12 protein-coding genes are annotated in these 15,276 nt (G+C 73.0%); 5 read left to right on the forward strand and 7 right to left on the reverse strand.

Going from position 1 to position 15,276, the window contains the following annotated elements; translation table 11 throughout:
• Positions 1–2: 2 nt before the first annotated feature.
• Positions 3–1,328: an ABC transporter substrate-binding protein gene (locus B5Y66_RS00545; protein WP_079569606.1), complete on the reverse strand. Its 1,326-nt coding sequence runs from the start codon at positions 1,326–1,328 to the stop codon at positions 3–5.
• A 209-nt stretch (positions 1,329–1,537) separates the two neighbouring features.
• Here B5Y66_RS00545 and B5Y66_RS00550 point away from each other — a divergent pair, with 209 nt between their 5' ends.
• The 5 genes from B5Y66_RS00550 (at position 1,538) to B5Y66_RS00570 (ending at position 9,013) form a co-directional block, all read left to right on the forward strand.
• Entirely contained in the window at positions 1,538–4,111 is a 2,574-nt protein-coding gene (locus tag B5Y66_RS00550; protein WP_079569608.1) for a glycosyl hydrolase family 95 catalytic domain-containing protein, read from the forward strand.
• A gap of 2 nt (positions 4,112–4,113) precedes the next feature.
• Positions 4,114–5,112: a LacI family DNA-binding transcriptional regulator gene (locus B5Y66_RS00555; protein WP_079569611.1), complete on the forward strand. Its 999-nt coding sequence runs from the start codon at positions 4,114–4,116 to the stop codon at positions 5,110–5,112.
• Positions 5,113–5,267: 155 nt separating this feature from the next.
• The gene (locus B5Y66_RS00560; RefSeq protein ID WP_245806830.1) at positions 5,268–6,296 is read left to right on the forward strand and encodes an ABC transporter permease; all 1,029 of its coding nucleotides are present in this window, start codon (positions 5,268–5,270) and stop codon (positions 6,294–6,296) included.
• Positions 6,297–6,308: 12 nt separating this feature from the next.
• Positions 6,309–7,226, forward strand: coding sequence for a carbohydrate ABC transporter permease (locus B5Y66_RS00565; protein WP_245806831.1), 918 nt, complete (start codon positions 6,309–6,311; stop codon positions 7,224–7,226).
• 29 nt (positions 7,227–7,255) lie between these two features.
• A complete protein-coding gene (locus B5Y66_RS00570) occupies positions 7,256–9,013 on the forward strand; it encodes a type 2 periplasmic-binding domain-containing protein (RefSeq protein ID WP_079569619.1) in 1,758 nt (585 codons plus the stop codon).
• Positions 9,014–9,112: 99 nt separating this feature from the next.
• Here the strand turns inward: B5Y66_RS00570 and B5Y66_RS00575 are convergent, their stop codons facing one another.
• The 6 genes from B5Y66_RS00575 to B5Y66_RS00600 all read right to left on the reverse strand — a co-directional run bounded on the left by B5Y66_RS00575 (position 9,113) and on the right by B5Y66_RS00600 (position 15,226).
• Complete coding sequence (locus tag B5Y66_RS00575; protein ID WP_245806832.1) at positions 9,113–9,724, reverse strand: YesL family protein; 612 nt, start codon at positions 9,722–9,724, stop codon at positions 9,113–9,115.
• Between the two features lie 32 nt (positions 9,725–9,756).
• Positions 9,757–12,267: a beta-glucosidase family protein gene (locus tag B5Y66_RS00580; RefSeq protein ID WP_079569625.1), complete on the reverse strand. Its 2,511-nt coding sequence runs from the start codon at positions 12,265–12,267 to the stop codon at positions 9,757–9,759.
• A gap of 144 nt (positions 12,268–12,411) precedes the next feature.
• The gene (locus B5Y66_RS00585) at positions 12,412–13,695 is read right to left on the reverse strand and encodes an N-acetylglucosamine-6-phosphate deacetylase (protein WP_079569628.1); all 1,284 of its coding nucleotides are present in this window, start codon (positions 13,693–13,695) and stop codon (positions 12,412–12,414) included.
• A 61-nt stretch (positions 13,696–13,756) separates the two neighbouring features.
• Entirely contained in the window at positions 13,757–14,452 is a 696-nt protein-coding gene (gene nucS, locus B5Y66_RS00590; protein ID WP_079569631.1) for an endonuclease NucS, read from the reverse strand.
• A gap of 58 nt (positions 14,453–14,510) precedes the next feature.
• Positions 14,511–14,930 carry a DUF2550 domain-containing protein gene (locus B5Y66_RS00595; RefSeq protein WP_079569634.1) on the reverse strand — a complete coding sequence of 140 codons (420 nt, stop codon included), beginning with the start codon at positions 14,928–14,930 and terminating at the stop codon, positions 14,511–14,513.
• Between the two features lie 11 nt (positions 14,931–14,941).
• The gene (locus B5Y66_RS00600) at positions 14,942–15,226 is read right to left on the reverse strand and encodes a F0F1 ATP synthase subunit epsilon (RefSeq protein ID WP_079569637.1); all 285 of its coding nucleotides are present in this window, start codon (positions 15,224–15,226) and stop codon (positions 14,942–14,944) included.
• Between the last annotated feature and the right edge of the window lie 50 nt (positions 15,227–15,276).

Genomic DNA, 15,276 nt, shown 5'->3' on the forward strand with positions numbered 1-15,276 from the left:
CGTCACTCGCCGAGCAGGTCGGCCTTGCCGTCCGTGTAGGCGGACTGCAGCCCGTCGAGCACCTGCTCGGGCGACTTCGACCGGTTCACCAAGGACTGCAGCTGGCTGACGACCGTGTCGTAGTAGCCGGGCACCGGCCAGTCGGGGTAGAACGCCAGGCCGTCGTCGTCGAGGATCGCCTGGAAGTTCTCGGTGAGCTCGCGCGTCTTGTCGTCCGTGATGGTCGACGCGTCGCCCGCGACCGGCAGGCCGCCGGTCTGCGCCAGGACGTCCTGCACCTCGGGCCGCAGCGTCGTGTCGATGAACTCGGTGGCCAGCGACGAGGAGTCCGCGTTGGTCGGGACCACCCACAGGTTGCCCGACGAGCCGGTGTGCAGCGCGTTGCCCGGGAAGTTGAACTGGCCCCAGTCGTCCTTCATCTCGGCCGTCACGCGGCCGAACCACCAGGAGCCGGAGATCATCATCGGGTAGTCGCCCTTCATGAAGGCGACGCCCATGTCCTCGGCCGTCAGGCCGGCGGAGTCAGGGGCGACGTACCCGTCCTCGATCCACCGGTCGAGCTGCTCGGTGGCCGCCGTCATCTCGGGACCGTGGAAGTCGACGTCGCCGTCGAAGAGCTGGTACTGGTCCACGAGCTCCCGGTCGGCGTTGGCCAGCACGAGCTCGTACCAGAGCTGCCCCATCGGATACTCGGCGCCGGCCTCGGCGAGCGGGGTGATGCCGTCGTCCTTGAACGCCTTCATGACCTGCTCGAGCTCGTCGAGGGTGGTGGGCACCTCGAGGCCCGCCTCGCTGAACATCGTCTTGTTGTAGTAGACGCCCACGAACTCGCCGTAGTTGGGCACCCCGTACCAGTCGCCGGAGCCCATGAGGCCGTTCTCGTCGTACCGCGCGGTGGTCTGCAGCGAGCCGGTCAGCATGTCGGCCCAGCCGTTCTGCTCGGCCGCGTCGGTCAGCGGGGCGATCAGCCCCTGCGCGGCGAGCTGCCCCGCGGTCGCGTTGCCCTTGTTGTACTCCATGACGTCGGGCACGTCGTCGCCGGTCAGCACGATCTTCGCGTTCTTCTGGATCTGCTCGAAGGTCTGCTTCTCGACCTCGACGGTGACGTCCGGGTGCTCGTCCTCGAAGATCTCGATCGCCTTGGCCCAGGCCTGGCCCATTGCCGAGTCGTCGTTCTCGTAGTGCCAGATCGTCAGGGTCTTGTCGTCGGTGTCGCCGGCCCCGGCGGTCGTTCCGCCCCCTCCGTCACCGCCCACGCAGGCGGTCAGCGTCAGGGCCGACGCGGCGATCAGGGCGGCCGCGGAGACGGTGCGCGCGCGGTGGAGCATGGGGGTCCTCCTCGTCGAGTCCAGCGCCGCGGCGGCAGTGCTCGGGTCCGCCGCGACCGAGGCGCACCGACAAGTCGAAGCGCTTCGACGGCGAGTATCGACCCCGGCGCGATCGTCGTCAAGCAGCCCGCCCTCGACCGGTCACCTCGTGGCGGCTCGTCCCCGCACCTCGTCGAAGCGATTCGTCCGCCCCACTACGCTCGTCGTCCATGGGCGAACTCTCCGCGACGACGCACGTCCTGCACGCCGACCGCAGCGCGACACGGTGGGTCGAGGCCTACCCCGTGGGCAACGGGTTCCGGGGGGTGATGTGTGCGGGCCGCCCCGGGGTGGAGCACCTGTGGCTCAACGACGGCACCGCCTGGTCGGGCCCCCCGCCCGCCGACCCGCTGGCCGGAGCCCGCGCCCGCGGGCCCGAGCACCTCGCCCGGGTGCGCGCCGACCTCGCGACGGGCGACGTGCGCGGCGCCGAGACCCTGCTCGCGGAGACCCAGACCCCGTGGGCGCAGGCGTACCTCCCGCTCGCCGAGGCCGACGTCGCCGTCGAGGCCGCCGGCCCCTCCCCGCGCCCCGGCGGGCCGGTGCCGCACCCCCGCCGCATCGAGCGCCGCGAGCTGGACCTGCGCACCGGCGTCGCCATGCACACGTGGGAGGACCCTGTCGCCGGCCGCGTCGTGCAGGAGACCTGGGCGGACGCCCGGGGCGGCGCAGTGGTGCACACCGTGCGCGCCGCCCGACCGGTCCGCCTGGTCGTGCGCGTCGAGAGCCTGCTGCGCGCGTCGGCCCGGCCGCCGGTCCACCTCGCCGCGGACGGTCCCGCCACGCTCGTGCGGACCGTCGACCTGCCCGTCGACGTCCCGCCGACGCACCATCCCGAGGGCGAGGTGCGCTACGACGCCGCACGCGGCCGCACCGGCACGGTCGCCGTGACCGCGCCCACGGACCGCGCCGCGGTGGTGGCCGACGGCGCGCTGCGCACCGGCGCCGCGCGCACGCACGTGCTGCTGGTCGCCACCGCCACCACCGACCCTCCCGGCGGTTCCGGTGGTCCCGGCGGTTCCGGCGCGGCGACGGTGGGCGACCGTCTCGCGGAGCAGCTCGCGCCGGCCGCGGCGCCGGGCGACGACGACCGCGGGGACGACGACGCAGACGACGACGGCGCTGCCGCCGCAGAGCTCCGCGAGCGCCTGCGGGCCGCGCACGTCGCGGAGCACACGCGGCACTACGGCCGGGTGGACCTCGGGCTGCCGACGCCGGCCGGCGCGGCCGTGCTGCCCACGTCCCGGCGGATCGACGCGGCCACCGACCGCCCGGACCCGGGCCTCGCCGCGCTCGCCTTCCACTTCGGGCGCTACCTGCTGCTGTCGTCCTCGCGGCCGGGCGGCCTGCCCACCACCCTGCAGGGCCTGTGGAACCCGTGGCTTCCGGGCCCGTGGAGCAGTGGCTACACGCTGAACATCAACCTGCAGATGGCGTACTGGGCGGCCGGTACCACCGGCCTCGCCGCGTGCCAGGAGCCGCTGCTGCGCTACGTCGGGCGCCTCGCCGCGGGGCCGGGCGCCGCCGTCGCCCGCGACCTGTACGGCACGGCCGGATGGGTGGCGCACCACAACTCCGACGCGTGGGGACATGCCGCCCCGGTAGGGAACGGGCGCGGCGAGGCGAAGTGGTCCGCGTGGGCGCTCGGCGGCACGTGGCTGGCCCAGCACCTGGTGGAGCACCACCGGTTCACGGGGGACGACGAGGAGCTGCGCGCTGCGTGGCCCGCGCTGCGGGGCGCGGCCGAGTTCGCGCTCGACTGGGCGCAGACGGCCCCGCCGCCGGCGGGGGACGGCGCGCCCGCGCACGCGTGGACCAGCCCGTCGACGTCGCCGGAGAACCAGTACGTCGCTCCCGACGGCGCGCCCGCCGCCGTGACGACCAGTGCCGCGATGGACGTCGCGCTGCTGCGCGCGCTGGCCACGGGCTGCCGGGAGGCCGCCGGCGCCCTCGAGCTCGACGACGCCGACGAACCGTGGCTCGCGCGCCTCGAGGCGGTCGTCGCGGCACTGCCCGACCCGAGCGTCGGGGCGCGCGGCGAGCTGCTGGAGTGGGGCCGCGAGGTCGCCGAGGCCGAGCCGGATCACCGGCACCTGTCGCACCTCGTGGGGCTCTACCCGCTCGGCGGCCTGGACCCGGTCACGACGCCCGACCTCGCCAGGGCCGCCGCGCGGAGCCTCGAGCTGCGGGGCCGCGAGTCCACCGGCTGGTCGCTCGCGTGGCGGATCTCCCTCTGGGCCCGCCTCGGCGAGGGCGAGCGGGCCCACGACCAGGTGCTGCTGTCCCTGCGCCCGGCGGACGACTCGGACGGCCGGCAATCGGGCGGACAGAGGGGCGGCCTGTACCCCAACCTGTTCAGCGCGCACCCGCCGTTCCAGATCGACGGCAACCTCGGCCTCACCGCGGGCGTGGCGGAGATGCTGCTGCAGTCGCACCGGCGGGCCGACGGCGTGGTCCGCCTCGACCTGCTGCCCGCCCTGCCGCACGCGTGGCCCGACGGCGAGGTGACGGGCCTGCGGGCCCGCGGCGGGGCCGAGGTCGACCTCGCCTGGCACGACGGCGTGCTCACCCGGGCGGTGCTGCGCGCCCCCGTGGGCCGGGCGCTGGACGTCGTGGTGCGCCACGGCGGCGTGGACGCCGCGGGGAGCGCGGTCACGGTCCCCGCGGGCGCTACCGTGATCCTCGACGTGCCCCGTGACCTGCCGGTCGCGGGCACCGCCGTCCCTCTCGCACCCAGGAGCTAGCCGTGGCCACCATCGAGGACGTCGCGAAGGCGGCGGGAGTCTCGGCGTCGACCGTCTCCTACGTGCTCTCGGGCAAGCGGTCCATCTCCGCGCCCACGCGCCGGCGGGTGGAGCAGGCGATCGCCACGCTGGGCTACCGGCCGCACGCCGGGGCGCGCGCGCTCGCCTCGGCGCGCACGGAGGTCATCGGGCTCACGATCCCGCTGCGCTCCGGCATCGACGTGCCCGTGATCATGCAGTTCGCGGGCGGCGTCGTGACCCGGGCCCGCGAGCACTCGCACGACGTCCTGCTGCTCACCCAGGACGACCTGGAGGGCCTCGAGCGCGCCACGAACGGCTCGATGGTCGACGCGCTCGTCGTCATGGACGTCGAGGCCGACGACGCCCGCATCCCGATCCTTACCCGGTCCCGGCAGCCGTCCGTCCTGGTCGGCCTGCCCCGGGACGCCTCGGGGCTGTCGTGCGTCGACCTGGACTTCGAGGCCGCCGGCCGCCTCGCGGCCCAGCACCTGTCGGAGCTCGGGCACCGCCAGGTGGCGATGCTCGGTGCGCCGCCGGAGGTCGTGGACCGGCACACCTCGTACGTGGACCGCGTGATGCGCGGGTTCGCGGAGGGAGCCCCGGACCACGGGCTCGACGCGAAGGTGGTCTCCTGCCCGGGCGCTCCCGCCGAGGTCGCCCGCGTGGTCGACGAGCTTCTCGCCGAGGCCCCTGGGACGAGCGGGCTGTTCGTGCACAACGAGCGCGCGCTGCCGCACGTGCTGTCCTCCCTGCGCGAGGCGGGCCGGTCGGTGCCCGGGGACGTGTCCGTGATCGCCCTGTGCCCGGAGGACGTCGCGCTGGCACAGCAGGTCCCGATGACCGCCATCGACCTCCCGGCGTCGACGATCGGCAGCCTCGCCGTGGACATGGTCATGGCCCGGCTGGACGGCGGCCAGCACGCCGAGACCCGGCTGCTGACGCCCGTGCTGACCACCCGCGGCAGCACCGCCCGCCACTGACGGGCGGCCCGCGACGCCGCGGGCCACATCCTTCCGGATCGCCGCAGACCATTGCGGAACCCGTCGTGGGGGTGATATCAATTCGAAGCGCTTCGACGCGGCAGCCAGCGAGGGCGGCCGCCGAGCGCGCGAGACCCATCACGAGGGAGTGACAGGTGAGCCTCACCCAGGGAGCGCCGCCGCTCGACAGCGGCGCCACCGCACCACCGGTACGAGATCGGCGGCGAGGACGGGACGACGACCAGGAGGGGCGACGGCACACGCGGGTCGCGCGCCGGACGGGCAAGAAGAAGGCGTCCCCGGCGATGTTCCTCGTCGTCCTCCCCTTCCTCGTCCTCGTCCTCGTGTTCTCCTACCTGCCGCTCGCCGGCTGGGCGACGGCCTTCTTCGACTACAAGCCCGCCCTCGGGCTGTCCGGCAGCGAGTTCGTCGGGCTCCAGTGGTTCCGGATGCTCGTGTCCTCCCCCACGCAGCTGCAGCAGATCGGGCAGGTCATGGCGAACACGCTCGCCATGAGCTTCCTCGGCATCGCGACCTCGCTGCTCCCGGTGTTCTTCGCGATGCTCCTCAACGAGATCCGCGCCCCGTGGTTCAAGAACGCGGTGCAGACCCTCACGACGCTCCCGAACTTCATCTCGTGGGTGCTCGTCTACATGATCGCGTTCTCGATGTTCTCCACGTCGGGTCTCGTGAACTCGGTGCTGAACGACTGGGGCCTGATCACCACGCCGATCAAGTTCCTCGACACCGGTGAGCACGTGTGGCTCACCATGCTGCTCTGGAGCCTGTGGAAGGGGCTCGGGTGGGGCGCGATCATGTATCTCGCCGCCATCACCTCGATCGACCCGGCGCTGTACGAGTCGGCGCGCATCGACGGCGCCGGCCGGTTCCAGCTCATGCGGTACATCACCTTCCCGCAGCTGATGCCCACCTATGTGGTCCTGCTCGTGCTCTCCATCGCGAACATGCTCAACAACGGGATGGAGCAGTACTACGTGTTCCAGAACGCCTTCAACAAGGAGCACATCCAGGTGCTGGACCTGTACGTCTACAACATCGGCATCACCGGCAACAGCCTGTCGATGGCCACCGCGCTGGGCATGTTGAAGAGCGTCATCTCCGTCCTCCTGCTCGTCACGGCCAACGCGATCGCCAAGCGTGCCCGCGGCACGTCGATCATCTGAGAGGGACGAATCGTGCCCAAGACCAGCGACGCGCTGAAGCGCACGCGCGGGGACGTCCCCTTCGCGCTCGTCAACTACGTCGGGTTCCTGCTCTTCGCGCTCCTGTGCGCGTACCCCTTCTACTTCCTGATCATCAACTCGGTCAGCGCCAACGACGTCAGCGCACTCGGGGACATCCGGCTGTGGCCCGAGGGGCTGCACCTGTCGAACTACTCCCAGATCCTCCAGCTGGACGGCCTCTCCGCCGCCGCCGTCGTCTCCGTCGCCCGCACCGTGATCGGCACCGCGTGCACGGTCCTGGCGTCCGCGTTCCTGGGCTACATGTTCACTCAGGAACGAATGTGGAAGCGCTCCCTCTGGTATCGCCTCATCATCTTCACGATGTACTTCAGCGCAGGGCTCATCCCGCTGTACATCACGATGAAGACGCTGGGGCTCACCAACTCGTTCTGGGTGTACATCCTCCCGGCGATCGTGCAGCCGTTCAACATCATCCTCGTCAAGACGTACGTGGAGTCGATGCCGCGCTCGCTGCAGGAGGCGGCCGAGATCGACGGGGCCGGCACGATCCGGACCTTCTTCCGGATCATCCTGCCGAACATGACGCCGATCCTCGCCACCGTGGCGATCTTCACGGCGGTGGCCCAGTGGAACTCGTTCCAGGACACGCTCCTGTACATCACCGACCAGAAGCTCTACTCCCTGCAGTACCTGCTCTACACGTACACGAACCAGGCGAACAGCCTGGCGCAGGCGGCGCAGAACGCCCAGGGAAACCTCGGCGCCATCGTCTCTGCGGCCACCACGCAGACACCGACGTCGATCCGCATGACGGTCGCCGTGCTCGTGGTGCTGCCGATCATCTTCATCTACCCGCTGTTCCAGCGGTATTTCGTCAAGGGAATCATGCTCGGCGCGGTCAAGGGCTGACCGCGTCTCGTCGCGCACGAAGGGGTGTCATGAAACTCAGGAGAACCGTCGCCATGGTGGTGGTCCCGCTGCTCGGGGCGCTGTCGCTGGCGGCCTGCACGGCCGCAGGGTCCGACGACGACCCGTCCGGCCCGGTCAGCATCGACCAGGACTGGTCCGAGGCCGACCCGATCACCGTCGACGTCTACGACGGCCTGGCCAACTACATGGGGATCCAGGGCGGGTGGTTCGGCAAGATCGTCAAGGACAAGTTCAACATGGAGCTCAACATCATCGCTCCCAACGTCGCGGGCGGGGGCGACACCCTCTACAACACCCGCGTCTCCGGGGGTGAGCTGGGCGACCTCGTCGTCGTCGACAAGGGGCGGCAGATGGACGAGCTCGTCGAGGGCGGCCTGCTGCTGGACGCCTCCGACTACTACGGGTCCATGACGAACGTGTCGCCGTTCGACACGGCCGTCCAGCACCTCAACGAGGGCAAGGAGGGCGTCTACGGCTTCCCCACGTCGGTCTCCTCCCTCAAGCCGACCGAGTCGTCCGAGGGCATCGACCCCACGTTCGGCCCGTACCTGCGGTGGGACCTGTACGCCGACGCCGGCTACCCGGAGATCGGCACGCTCGAGGACCTCCTGCCGATCCTCAAGACGATGCAGGACGCCCATCCCCAGACCGACGACGGCAAGCCGGTCCACGCCATCTCCCTGTTCAAGGACTGGGACGGCAACATGATGGTCACCGCCAAGCAGCCCGCGACCCTCTACGGGTACGACGAGATGGGCTTCGTCCTCGCGAAGGCGGACGGGTCCGACTACCAGAGCATCGTCGACCCGGACTCCCAGTACGTGCGTTCGCTGAAGTTCTACTTCGACGCCAACCAGCTGGGCCTGGTGGACCCGGAGTCCACCACCCAGAACTACGACACGATGTTCGCGAAGTACCAGGCCGGCCAGGTGCTGCTCTCGTGGTGGCCGTGGCTGGGTCAGTCCGCGTACAACACCGAGCAGAACATGGCGGACGGCAAGGGCTTCGAGCTGGCCCCGCTGCAGGACCAGAAGGTCTTCTCCTACGGCGCCGAGGTGTACGGCGGCAAGCAGATCATCGGCATCGGCTCGGGCGCCGAGGACCCGGCCCGCCTGGCCGCGTTCGTCGACTGGCTCTACTCCCCCGAGGGCATCCTCGCCAGTGCCTCGGAGACCCAGGGGGCGGCCGGCCCCGAGGGCCTCACCTGGGAGAAGGGCGAGGACGGTGCCCCCGTGTTCACCGACTTCGGCACGAAGGCGATCCTCGAGGGCGGCGCCGACGTGCCCGCCGAGTGGGGCGGCGGCGCGTACAAGGACGGTGTCTCGGCGCTCAACGTCTCCACGGTGCTGCCGATCGACGAGAACCCCGACACGGGCTACCCGTACAGCTACAAGTACTGGCCGAGCTACCAGGAGACGACCAGCAACCCGCTGACCGACGACTGGACCTCCCACATGGGCGACCCCGCCTCGACGATGGACTACCTGCAGCAGAACGACCAGGTCGTCGTCGCCCCGGGCGCGAGCTTCACCACCCCGACGGACAGCTCCGAGATCGAGGCCATCCGCAGCCAGGTCAAGGCCACCATCATCGAGCACTCCTGGAAGATGGTCTTCGCCAAGGACGACGCGGAGTTCGACGCCCTGCTCGCACAGATGCAGTCGACGGTCGACGGCCTCGGCTACGCCACCGTGCTCGAGTTCGACATGGCGAACGCCAAGGCGCAGAACGACGCGCGCGTCGCGGTCGCCAAGGAGTTCGGGTGAAGGTTCAGGTGACGGCCACGGCCCGCTGACGGGTCGCCGGTCACCGCACGACGAAGGGCTCGGGCACACGGCGCCCGAGCCCTTCGTCGTGCTCGCGCGTCACTGCCCGGAGTGCGGGCTCACCGGCTCGAGCGCCGACGGGTGGGCCTGTCGGCGGCGGAAGACGCCGTGCAGCAGGAAGGCGCACACGTACGCGCCGAACGAGAGCCCGATCGTCGCGCCCAGGAAGAGCGTCTGCGGGGCGACGAGGGACAGGCAGACCGCGCCCACCGGGATCAGCACCAGCAGCAGCGTGCGCGCCGGCTCGATCAGCGGCAGGAGCAGCGCGTTGCGCAGCGTCCGGCGCAGCGGAGCGTCGAACCACGCCGCCAGGGCGAGGGCGTAAAGCAGCGACGCCAGGAGGAAGCACGCGCCCAGCAGCGCGAGCACCCCCGCCACGGCGCTCGGCACGCCGGTCAGCGAGAGCCAGAAGACGCCGCTGAACACGAGCATCGCCGCCGGCAGCCCGAGCGCCGCGAACGCCGCGGTGCCCCGCCAGGCGTTGCGCCCGAGAGCGACGACGAACCCGCGCACCAGGTGCCCGCGCTCGTCGTCGGCATAGCGCAGCGTCACCTCGAACAGCGCGCTGGTGGCGGCGCCGATCGTGACGACGGGCAGGCAGGCCACGAGGTACAGGACGTTGAGGACCACGAACAGGACGAACGTGGTCATGCCCTGGGCTCCTCGGCCCTCGGGGTCGATCCTCATCGTGTCGCGACCTCCACCGTGAGCCGCTGCCGCGCCGGCAGGTCGACGCTGGACGGCCCGGCCGCGAGCAGGTACTCCCCCGGCTGGACGCGGAGGGCGCCGTCGAGCGCGCCGCCCCCGGGCGCGTCCTCCCAGACGGCCAGGCGAGCCACGTCGACCGGGACGTCCACGACAGCCTCCTGACCGGGCGCGAGGCGCACGCGCCGGTAGCCCAGCAGCAGGCGCACGGGGGTGCCGGTCTCCGCCGCCGGGCAGCCGAGCGAGTAGACCTGCACGAGCTCCTCGGCCGGGCGGTCGCCGGAGTTCCGCACCGTCACGCGCGCCGTGAGCACACCGGGCGCGGACGGGTCGGTCGGGTGCAGCGGCGGGTGGTCGCGGGTCGGCGCCGGGGCGGCGACGGCGGCCGGTGAGAGGTCGAGCCCGCCGTAGACGACGTCGCCGTACGTGAGGCCGTGGCCGAAGGCGAACGCCGGGACCCCGAGGTCGCCGGCGGGCAGGTGCCGGTAGGTGACCTGCTGGCGGCGGGTGTCGTAGTCGAACAGGTCGCCGGCCTGCTCCGGCCGCGCCGGCCACGTCTGGGCGAGGCGGCCGGTGGGCTCGACGGCCCCGGTCAGCACGTCGGCGAGGCCGTGCCCGAGCTCCTGCCCGCCGTGACTGCTCCACACGACGGCCGCCGCGTGCTCGGCGCCCGGCCCGAGCACGTAGGGGTAGCTCGACACGATCGCCAGGACGGCGCGAGGGTTGGCGTCGGAGGCCGCCCGCCACACCTCGACCGCGGCGTCCGGGAGCATCAGGTGCGGGCGGTCCTGCGTCTCGCGCCCGCCCAGGTGCGGGTCGTTGCCGACCACCACGACGACCGCGTCGCAGAGCGCGGCGACCTCGGCCACCCGCGCCGCCCCGGACTCCAGGACGCGGGGCACGAACCGCGCGGCGTCGCCGAGCGTCCGGCCCTCGGCGCACAGCACGCCGGTGCCCCGCTGCACCCGCACCCAGCGCCCCGAGCCCAGGTGCAGCAGCGACCACGAGCCGTCGGCGTGCACGTGGCGGCGGAAGCTCTCCTGCACCTCCCAGCCGCCCACCCGGTCCGCGTCGGCACGCAGCGGCCAGGACGCGCCGGTCAGCAGCCGCCCGGACGCCGCCGCGCGCAGGGTCAGCACGCCGTCGCCCCAGTCGGTCACCTGGAGGTGCGTGCTCTTGTCCGCGCCGGCGGCGTCGGCGACGACGCTCGCCCCGTCCGCGGAGACCGCGACGTAGCGGTCGGAGCCCGCCACGCGCAGCGCGACGACGTCGGCCCCGGTCGCGACCTCCACGCGGTCGGGACCGAAGACGTCGCGCAGCCCGTCCGCGGGCGTGACCGCGTAGGGCGGCGTGCCCGAGTACCAGTCGGTGAGCACGACGTCGGCGAGCGGGCCGACGACGGCCACCGAGCCGGCGGCCAGCGGCAGCGTCCGGTCGTCGTCGCGCAGGACGACGACGGACCGGGCGGCGGCCTCCCGGGCGAGCCGGCGGTGCTCCGGGGGGTCGATCGTGCCGTGCTGCGCGTACGGGTCCTGGTCGCCGTCCAGCTCGCCAGTGCGGATCCGCAGCTCCAGGAGCCGCAGCACCGCCCGGTCGATCTCCTCCCGCGTGAGCAGGCCACGCTCCAGCGCCTCCTCGATCCGCCGGACGGTGGGACCGCGGTCCGCGTCGTCGTCCGTGAACGAGTCGACGCCCGCCCGCACCATCGCGGCGTTCCCGGCGGCGCGGTCGGGAGCCGCACCCTGCAGCGTCACGAGGAAGGCCGGCGCCGCGGCGTCCGACACGAGCGCGACCGAGCCCGGGGCCCACGACCGCAGCTCGTCGAACAGCTCGCCCTGCAGGTGCGCCGGCACGCCGTTCACCTGGTTGTACGACGGCATCACCGCGCCGGCCACCCCCGCCTCGACGGGTCCGCGGAAGGCGGGCAGCTCCTCCTCGTGCAGGGTGCGGGGGTCGAGGTTCGAGCTCGTCGAGGACCGGTCGGTCTCGTTGTTGTACGCGAGGAAGTGCTTGAGGGTCGGCACCGTCGTCCACACCCGCTCGTGCTCGCCGCGCAGACCCCGGCTGTACGCGGTCGCGAGGTGCGCGGTGAGGTGCGGGTCCTCCGCGTACCCCTCCTCGTTGCGGCCCCAGCCCGGGTGTCGCAGCGTGTTGACGACCGGCGCCCAGACGTTGAGGCTCACCGACGGGTCGGCGCGGTGCTTGGCCCGCACCTCGCCCGCGACCGCAGCGCCGACGCGGCGCAGCAGGTCGGTGTCCCAGGTCGCCGCGAGCCCCACCGGCTGCGGGAAGACGGTGGCCTCGCCGAGCCACGCCACCCCGTGCAGCGCCTCGCAGCCGGTGTGGAACGGCGCGAGCCCGAGCCGCTGGACGGCGGGCGCGTGCTGGTGCAGCATCGCGACCCGCTCGTCGTGGGAGAGGCGGGACAGCAGGTCCCGGGCGCGCTCGGGCACGGGCAGGCGGTGGTCACGGAAGGCAGGCACGTCCACGGGTCCTCCTCGGGGCGCCGCGGCGGTGCGGCACGACGGGTCGCACTCCTGCGTCGAAGCGCTTCAACAACGCTACCGACTCCCCGCCTCCGAGAGCAAAGGGCCTCCGAGCACCGTGGCGGGCACACCCTCGGGGCTCGCGCGTCAGGCGACGGGCACGCCCGCCCGCAGCACGCGGCGTACGCGCAGGTCGCCGTCCGTCACCACGACGTCGGCGCGACGGCCGACCACGAGGCCGCCGACGTCGGCGAGCCCGAGCACGCGGGCCGGCACCCAGGACGCGGAGCGGACGGCGTCGACGAGCGGGACGCCCGCGGCGACGGTCGCGCGAACGACGTCGAGCAGGTGGGCCGTGCCGCCCGCGATCGCGCCGCCGTCGGGATCGGCCGGGTCGGCGAGGCGGGCGACGCCGTCGCGCACCGTCACCGCCATGGGCCCCAGCTCGTAGGAGCCGTCGGCCATTCCGACCGCAGCCATCGCGTCCGTGACGAGGGCGACCTGGTCGGCCCCGACCGTCTCGACGACGGTGCGCACGGTGGCCGGGGCGAGATGCACGCCGTCCGCGACGAGCTCCACGACCAGCTCGCCGCGGGCGGCAGCGGCCAGGCACGCGGCGATCGGGCCGGGCGCGCGGTGGTGCAGCGGGCGCATCCCGTTGAACAGGTGGGTGGCGGTCATCTCGCGCGCGGGCGCGGCCCCGGCGGCGGCCTGCGCGACCAGGCCCGCGGCGACCTGCGCGAGCAGCGCCTCGGCCTGCTCCGTCGTCGCGTCGGTGTGCCCGAGCGAGGGCACCACGCCTGCGGCCACGAGGGCCTCGGCCGCCCCGCCGGGCCCGGCGACGCCGTCGACCTCGGGGGCCACGGTCATGGTGCGCAGCTGCCCGCGCGATGCCTCGACGAGGTCGCGGACCAGGCGGGTGTCGCCGGGCACGAGGTCGTCGGGGCTCTGCGCACCGCGGCGCGCGTGCGAGAGGAACGGGCCCTCGGCGTGGATGCCCGCGATCTCGCCGGCCTCCGCGAGGTCGGCGAGCATCGCCGCACGGGCCAGCAGCGTCTCGCGGCCCGCCGTGACCAGCGACGCGAGCATCGTCGTCGTGCCGTGCCGGCGGTGCTCGAGCACCGCGACCATCGCCTCGTCGGCGGACGTCGCGTCCGGGAAACCGACACCGCCGCCGCCGTGGTCGTGCAGGTCCACGAGGCCGGGCAACAGCACCGTCCCCGGCTCGGGGGCCTGGGCGCGGGCCACTGCCGCGGCCACGTCCCGGTCGGCGTGCTCGGCCGCGGCGATCGGGCCCACCCACCGCACGAGGCTGTCGGCCAGGACGACCACGCCGTCCTCGACGTCGTCGTGCGGCGTCACGACACGCCCGCGCAGAGCGACGAGCTCGCCGTGCTCAGGGGTGGTGGCCGTGGGGGTGGCAGCGCTCATGCGCCACATCCTGCCGCACGGCGCCGGCATTGCGAAACCATCCTGACAAACCCTTGGGTGGTCAGAAGAGACGCGAATCCACGTCGTCGACCCCGCGCATCGCGTCGTAGTCGAGGACCAGGCACTCGATCCCGCGGTCCGTCGCGAGCACGCGCGCCTGGGGCTTGATCTCCTGGGCGGCGAAGACGCCGCGCACCGGGGCGAGCAGGGGGTCCCGGTTGAGGAGCTCGAGGTACCGGGTCAGCTGCTCGACGCCGTCGATGTCGCCACGGCGCTTGAGCTCCACCGCGACCGTCGCGCCGGAGGCGTCGCGGGCGAGGATGTCCACCGGCCCGATCGCCGTCATGTACTCGCGGCGCACCAGCGTGTGCCCTGCGCCGAGGTGGTGGATCTGTGCGGCCAGCAGCTCCTGCAGGTGGGCCTCGACACCGTCCTTGACCAGGCCGGGATCGATGCCCAGGTCGTGGGCGGAGTCGTGCTCGACCTCGTGCAGCTCGATCTCCAGGCGGTCGTCCGACTTCTGGTGCTGCACCGTCCACACCTGGGTGACGCCGCGCTCGCGGGCCTCGTCGTCGGGCTCCCCGACCGCCGTCGAGCAGGGCGGGCTCATCCAGTTCAGCGGCTTGTACGAGCCGCCGTCGGAGTGCAGCAGCACGCTGCCGTCCGCCTTGACGACGATGAGCCGCGTGGCGAGCGGCAGGTGCGCGGTGAGCCGGCCGGTGTACCGGGCCGAGCAGCGGGCGACGACGAGACGCACGGTCCCCCTCGTGGTGTGGTGTCGGGCGGTCGGTGCGGTGCCGTTCGTCCGGACCGGCCTACAGGACCAGGTCGCGGCGCCCCGGGGGCGCGGACTCGAGCCAGGACGCCAGCCCGGCGTACGCGCCGGAGGACATCAGCAGCTCGAAGTCGGTGCCGTCGTAGCGACAGCGCACCAGCACCTGGTCGGGCTGGCCGGCCTGGTCGAGCGGGGCCCGGCCGGTGATCGAGAGCCCGTCGCGCAACCAGACACGCGCCGGACGAGGCGCGAGCGACCACCCGCGCCACCAGTCGATGCGGCCCACGGCGTAGTGGGCGATCCCCACCATCCACGCGGCCTGCGGGTCGTCCGCGGGCCGGGCGTGGCAGGGGAAGGAGCCGACCCTCCGGGAGAGGGTCCGCAGGCGGGAGGCGCCGGCGGCGAGCACCAGTCCGAGCGCGACGACGAGAGCCACCGCGGTCCAGACGACGTACGCCACCGACACCTACCTCAGCGCAGCGCCGGCTCGCGGCCGGACAGCTCCGTGACCTCGTCCACGACGATCGTGACGAGGTTGCCGTCGACGGAGACGAACCCGCCGGTCACGTGCGCCTCGACCGCGGTCTCGTGGGCCGTCGACACCTTGACCGTGCCCGGGCGCAGCACCGCGAGGAGCGGGGCGTGGCCGGCCAGGATGCCGACCTGCCCGTCGACGGACGGTGCGCTGACCTCGCGCGCCGCGCCGGACCAGACCTTGCGGTCGGCCGCGACGAGGTCCACGTTCAGCTCTGCCATCTCCAAGTCCTCTTTCCCATCGTGCGAGGGGTCGTGCATCGGTCACGTCG

The organism is Krasilnikoviella flava (assembly GCF_900167525.1).
GTDB lineage: Bacteria > Actinomycetota > Actinomycetes > Actinomycetales > Cellulomonadaceae > Isoptericola > Isoptericola flavus.

Excerpts from the sequence above, each read along its gene's own strand:
- B5Y66_RS00585 (WP_079569628.1), bottom strand. The coding sequence starts at position 13,695 with ATGAGCGCTGCCACCCCCACGGCCACCACCCCTGAGCACGGCGAGCTC.
- B5Y66_RS00550 (WP_079569608.1), top strand. The coding sequence starts at position 1,538 with ATGGGCGAACTCTCCGCGACGACGCACGTCCTGCACGCCGACCGCAGC.
- B5Y66_RS00600 (WP_079569637.1), bottom strand. The coding sequence starts at position 15,226 with ATGGCAGAGCTGAACGTGGACCTCGTCGCGGCCGACCGCAAGGTCTGG.
- B5Y66_RS00545 (WP_079569606.1), bottom strand. The coding sequence starts at position 1,328 with ATGCTCCACCGCGCGCGCACCGTCTCCGCGGCCGCCCTGATCGCCGCG.
- B5Y66_RS00570 (WP_079569619.1), top strand. The coding sequence starts at position 7,256 with ATGAAACTCAGGAGAACCGTCGCCATGGTGGTGGTCCCGCTGCTCGGG.
- B5Y66_RS00575 (WP_245806832.1), bottom strand. The coding sequence starts at position 9,724 with ATGACCACGTTCGTCCTGTTCGTGGTCCTCAACGTCCTGTACCTCGTG.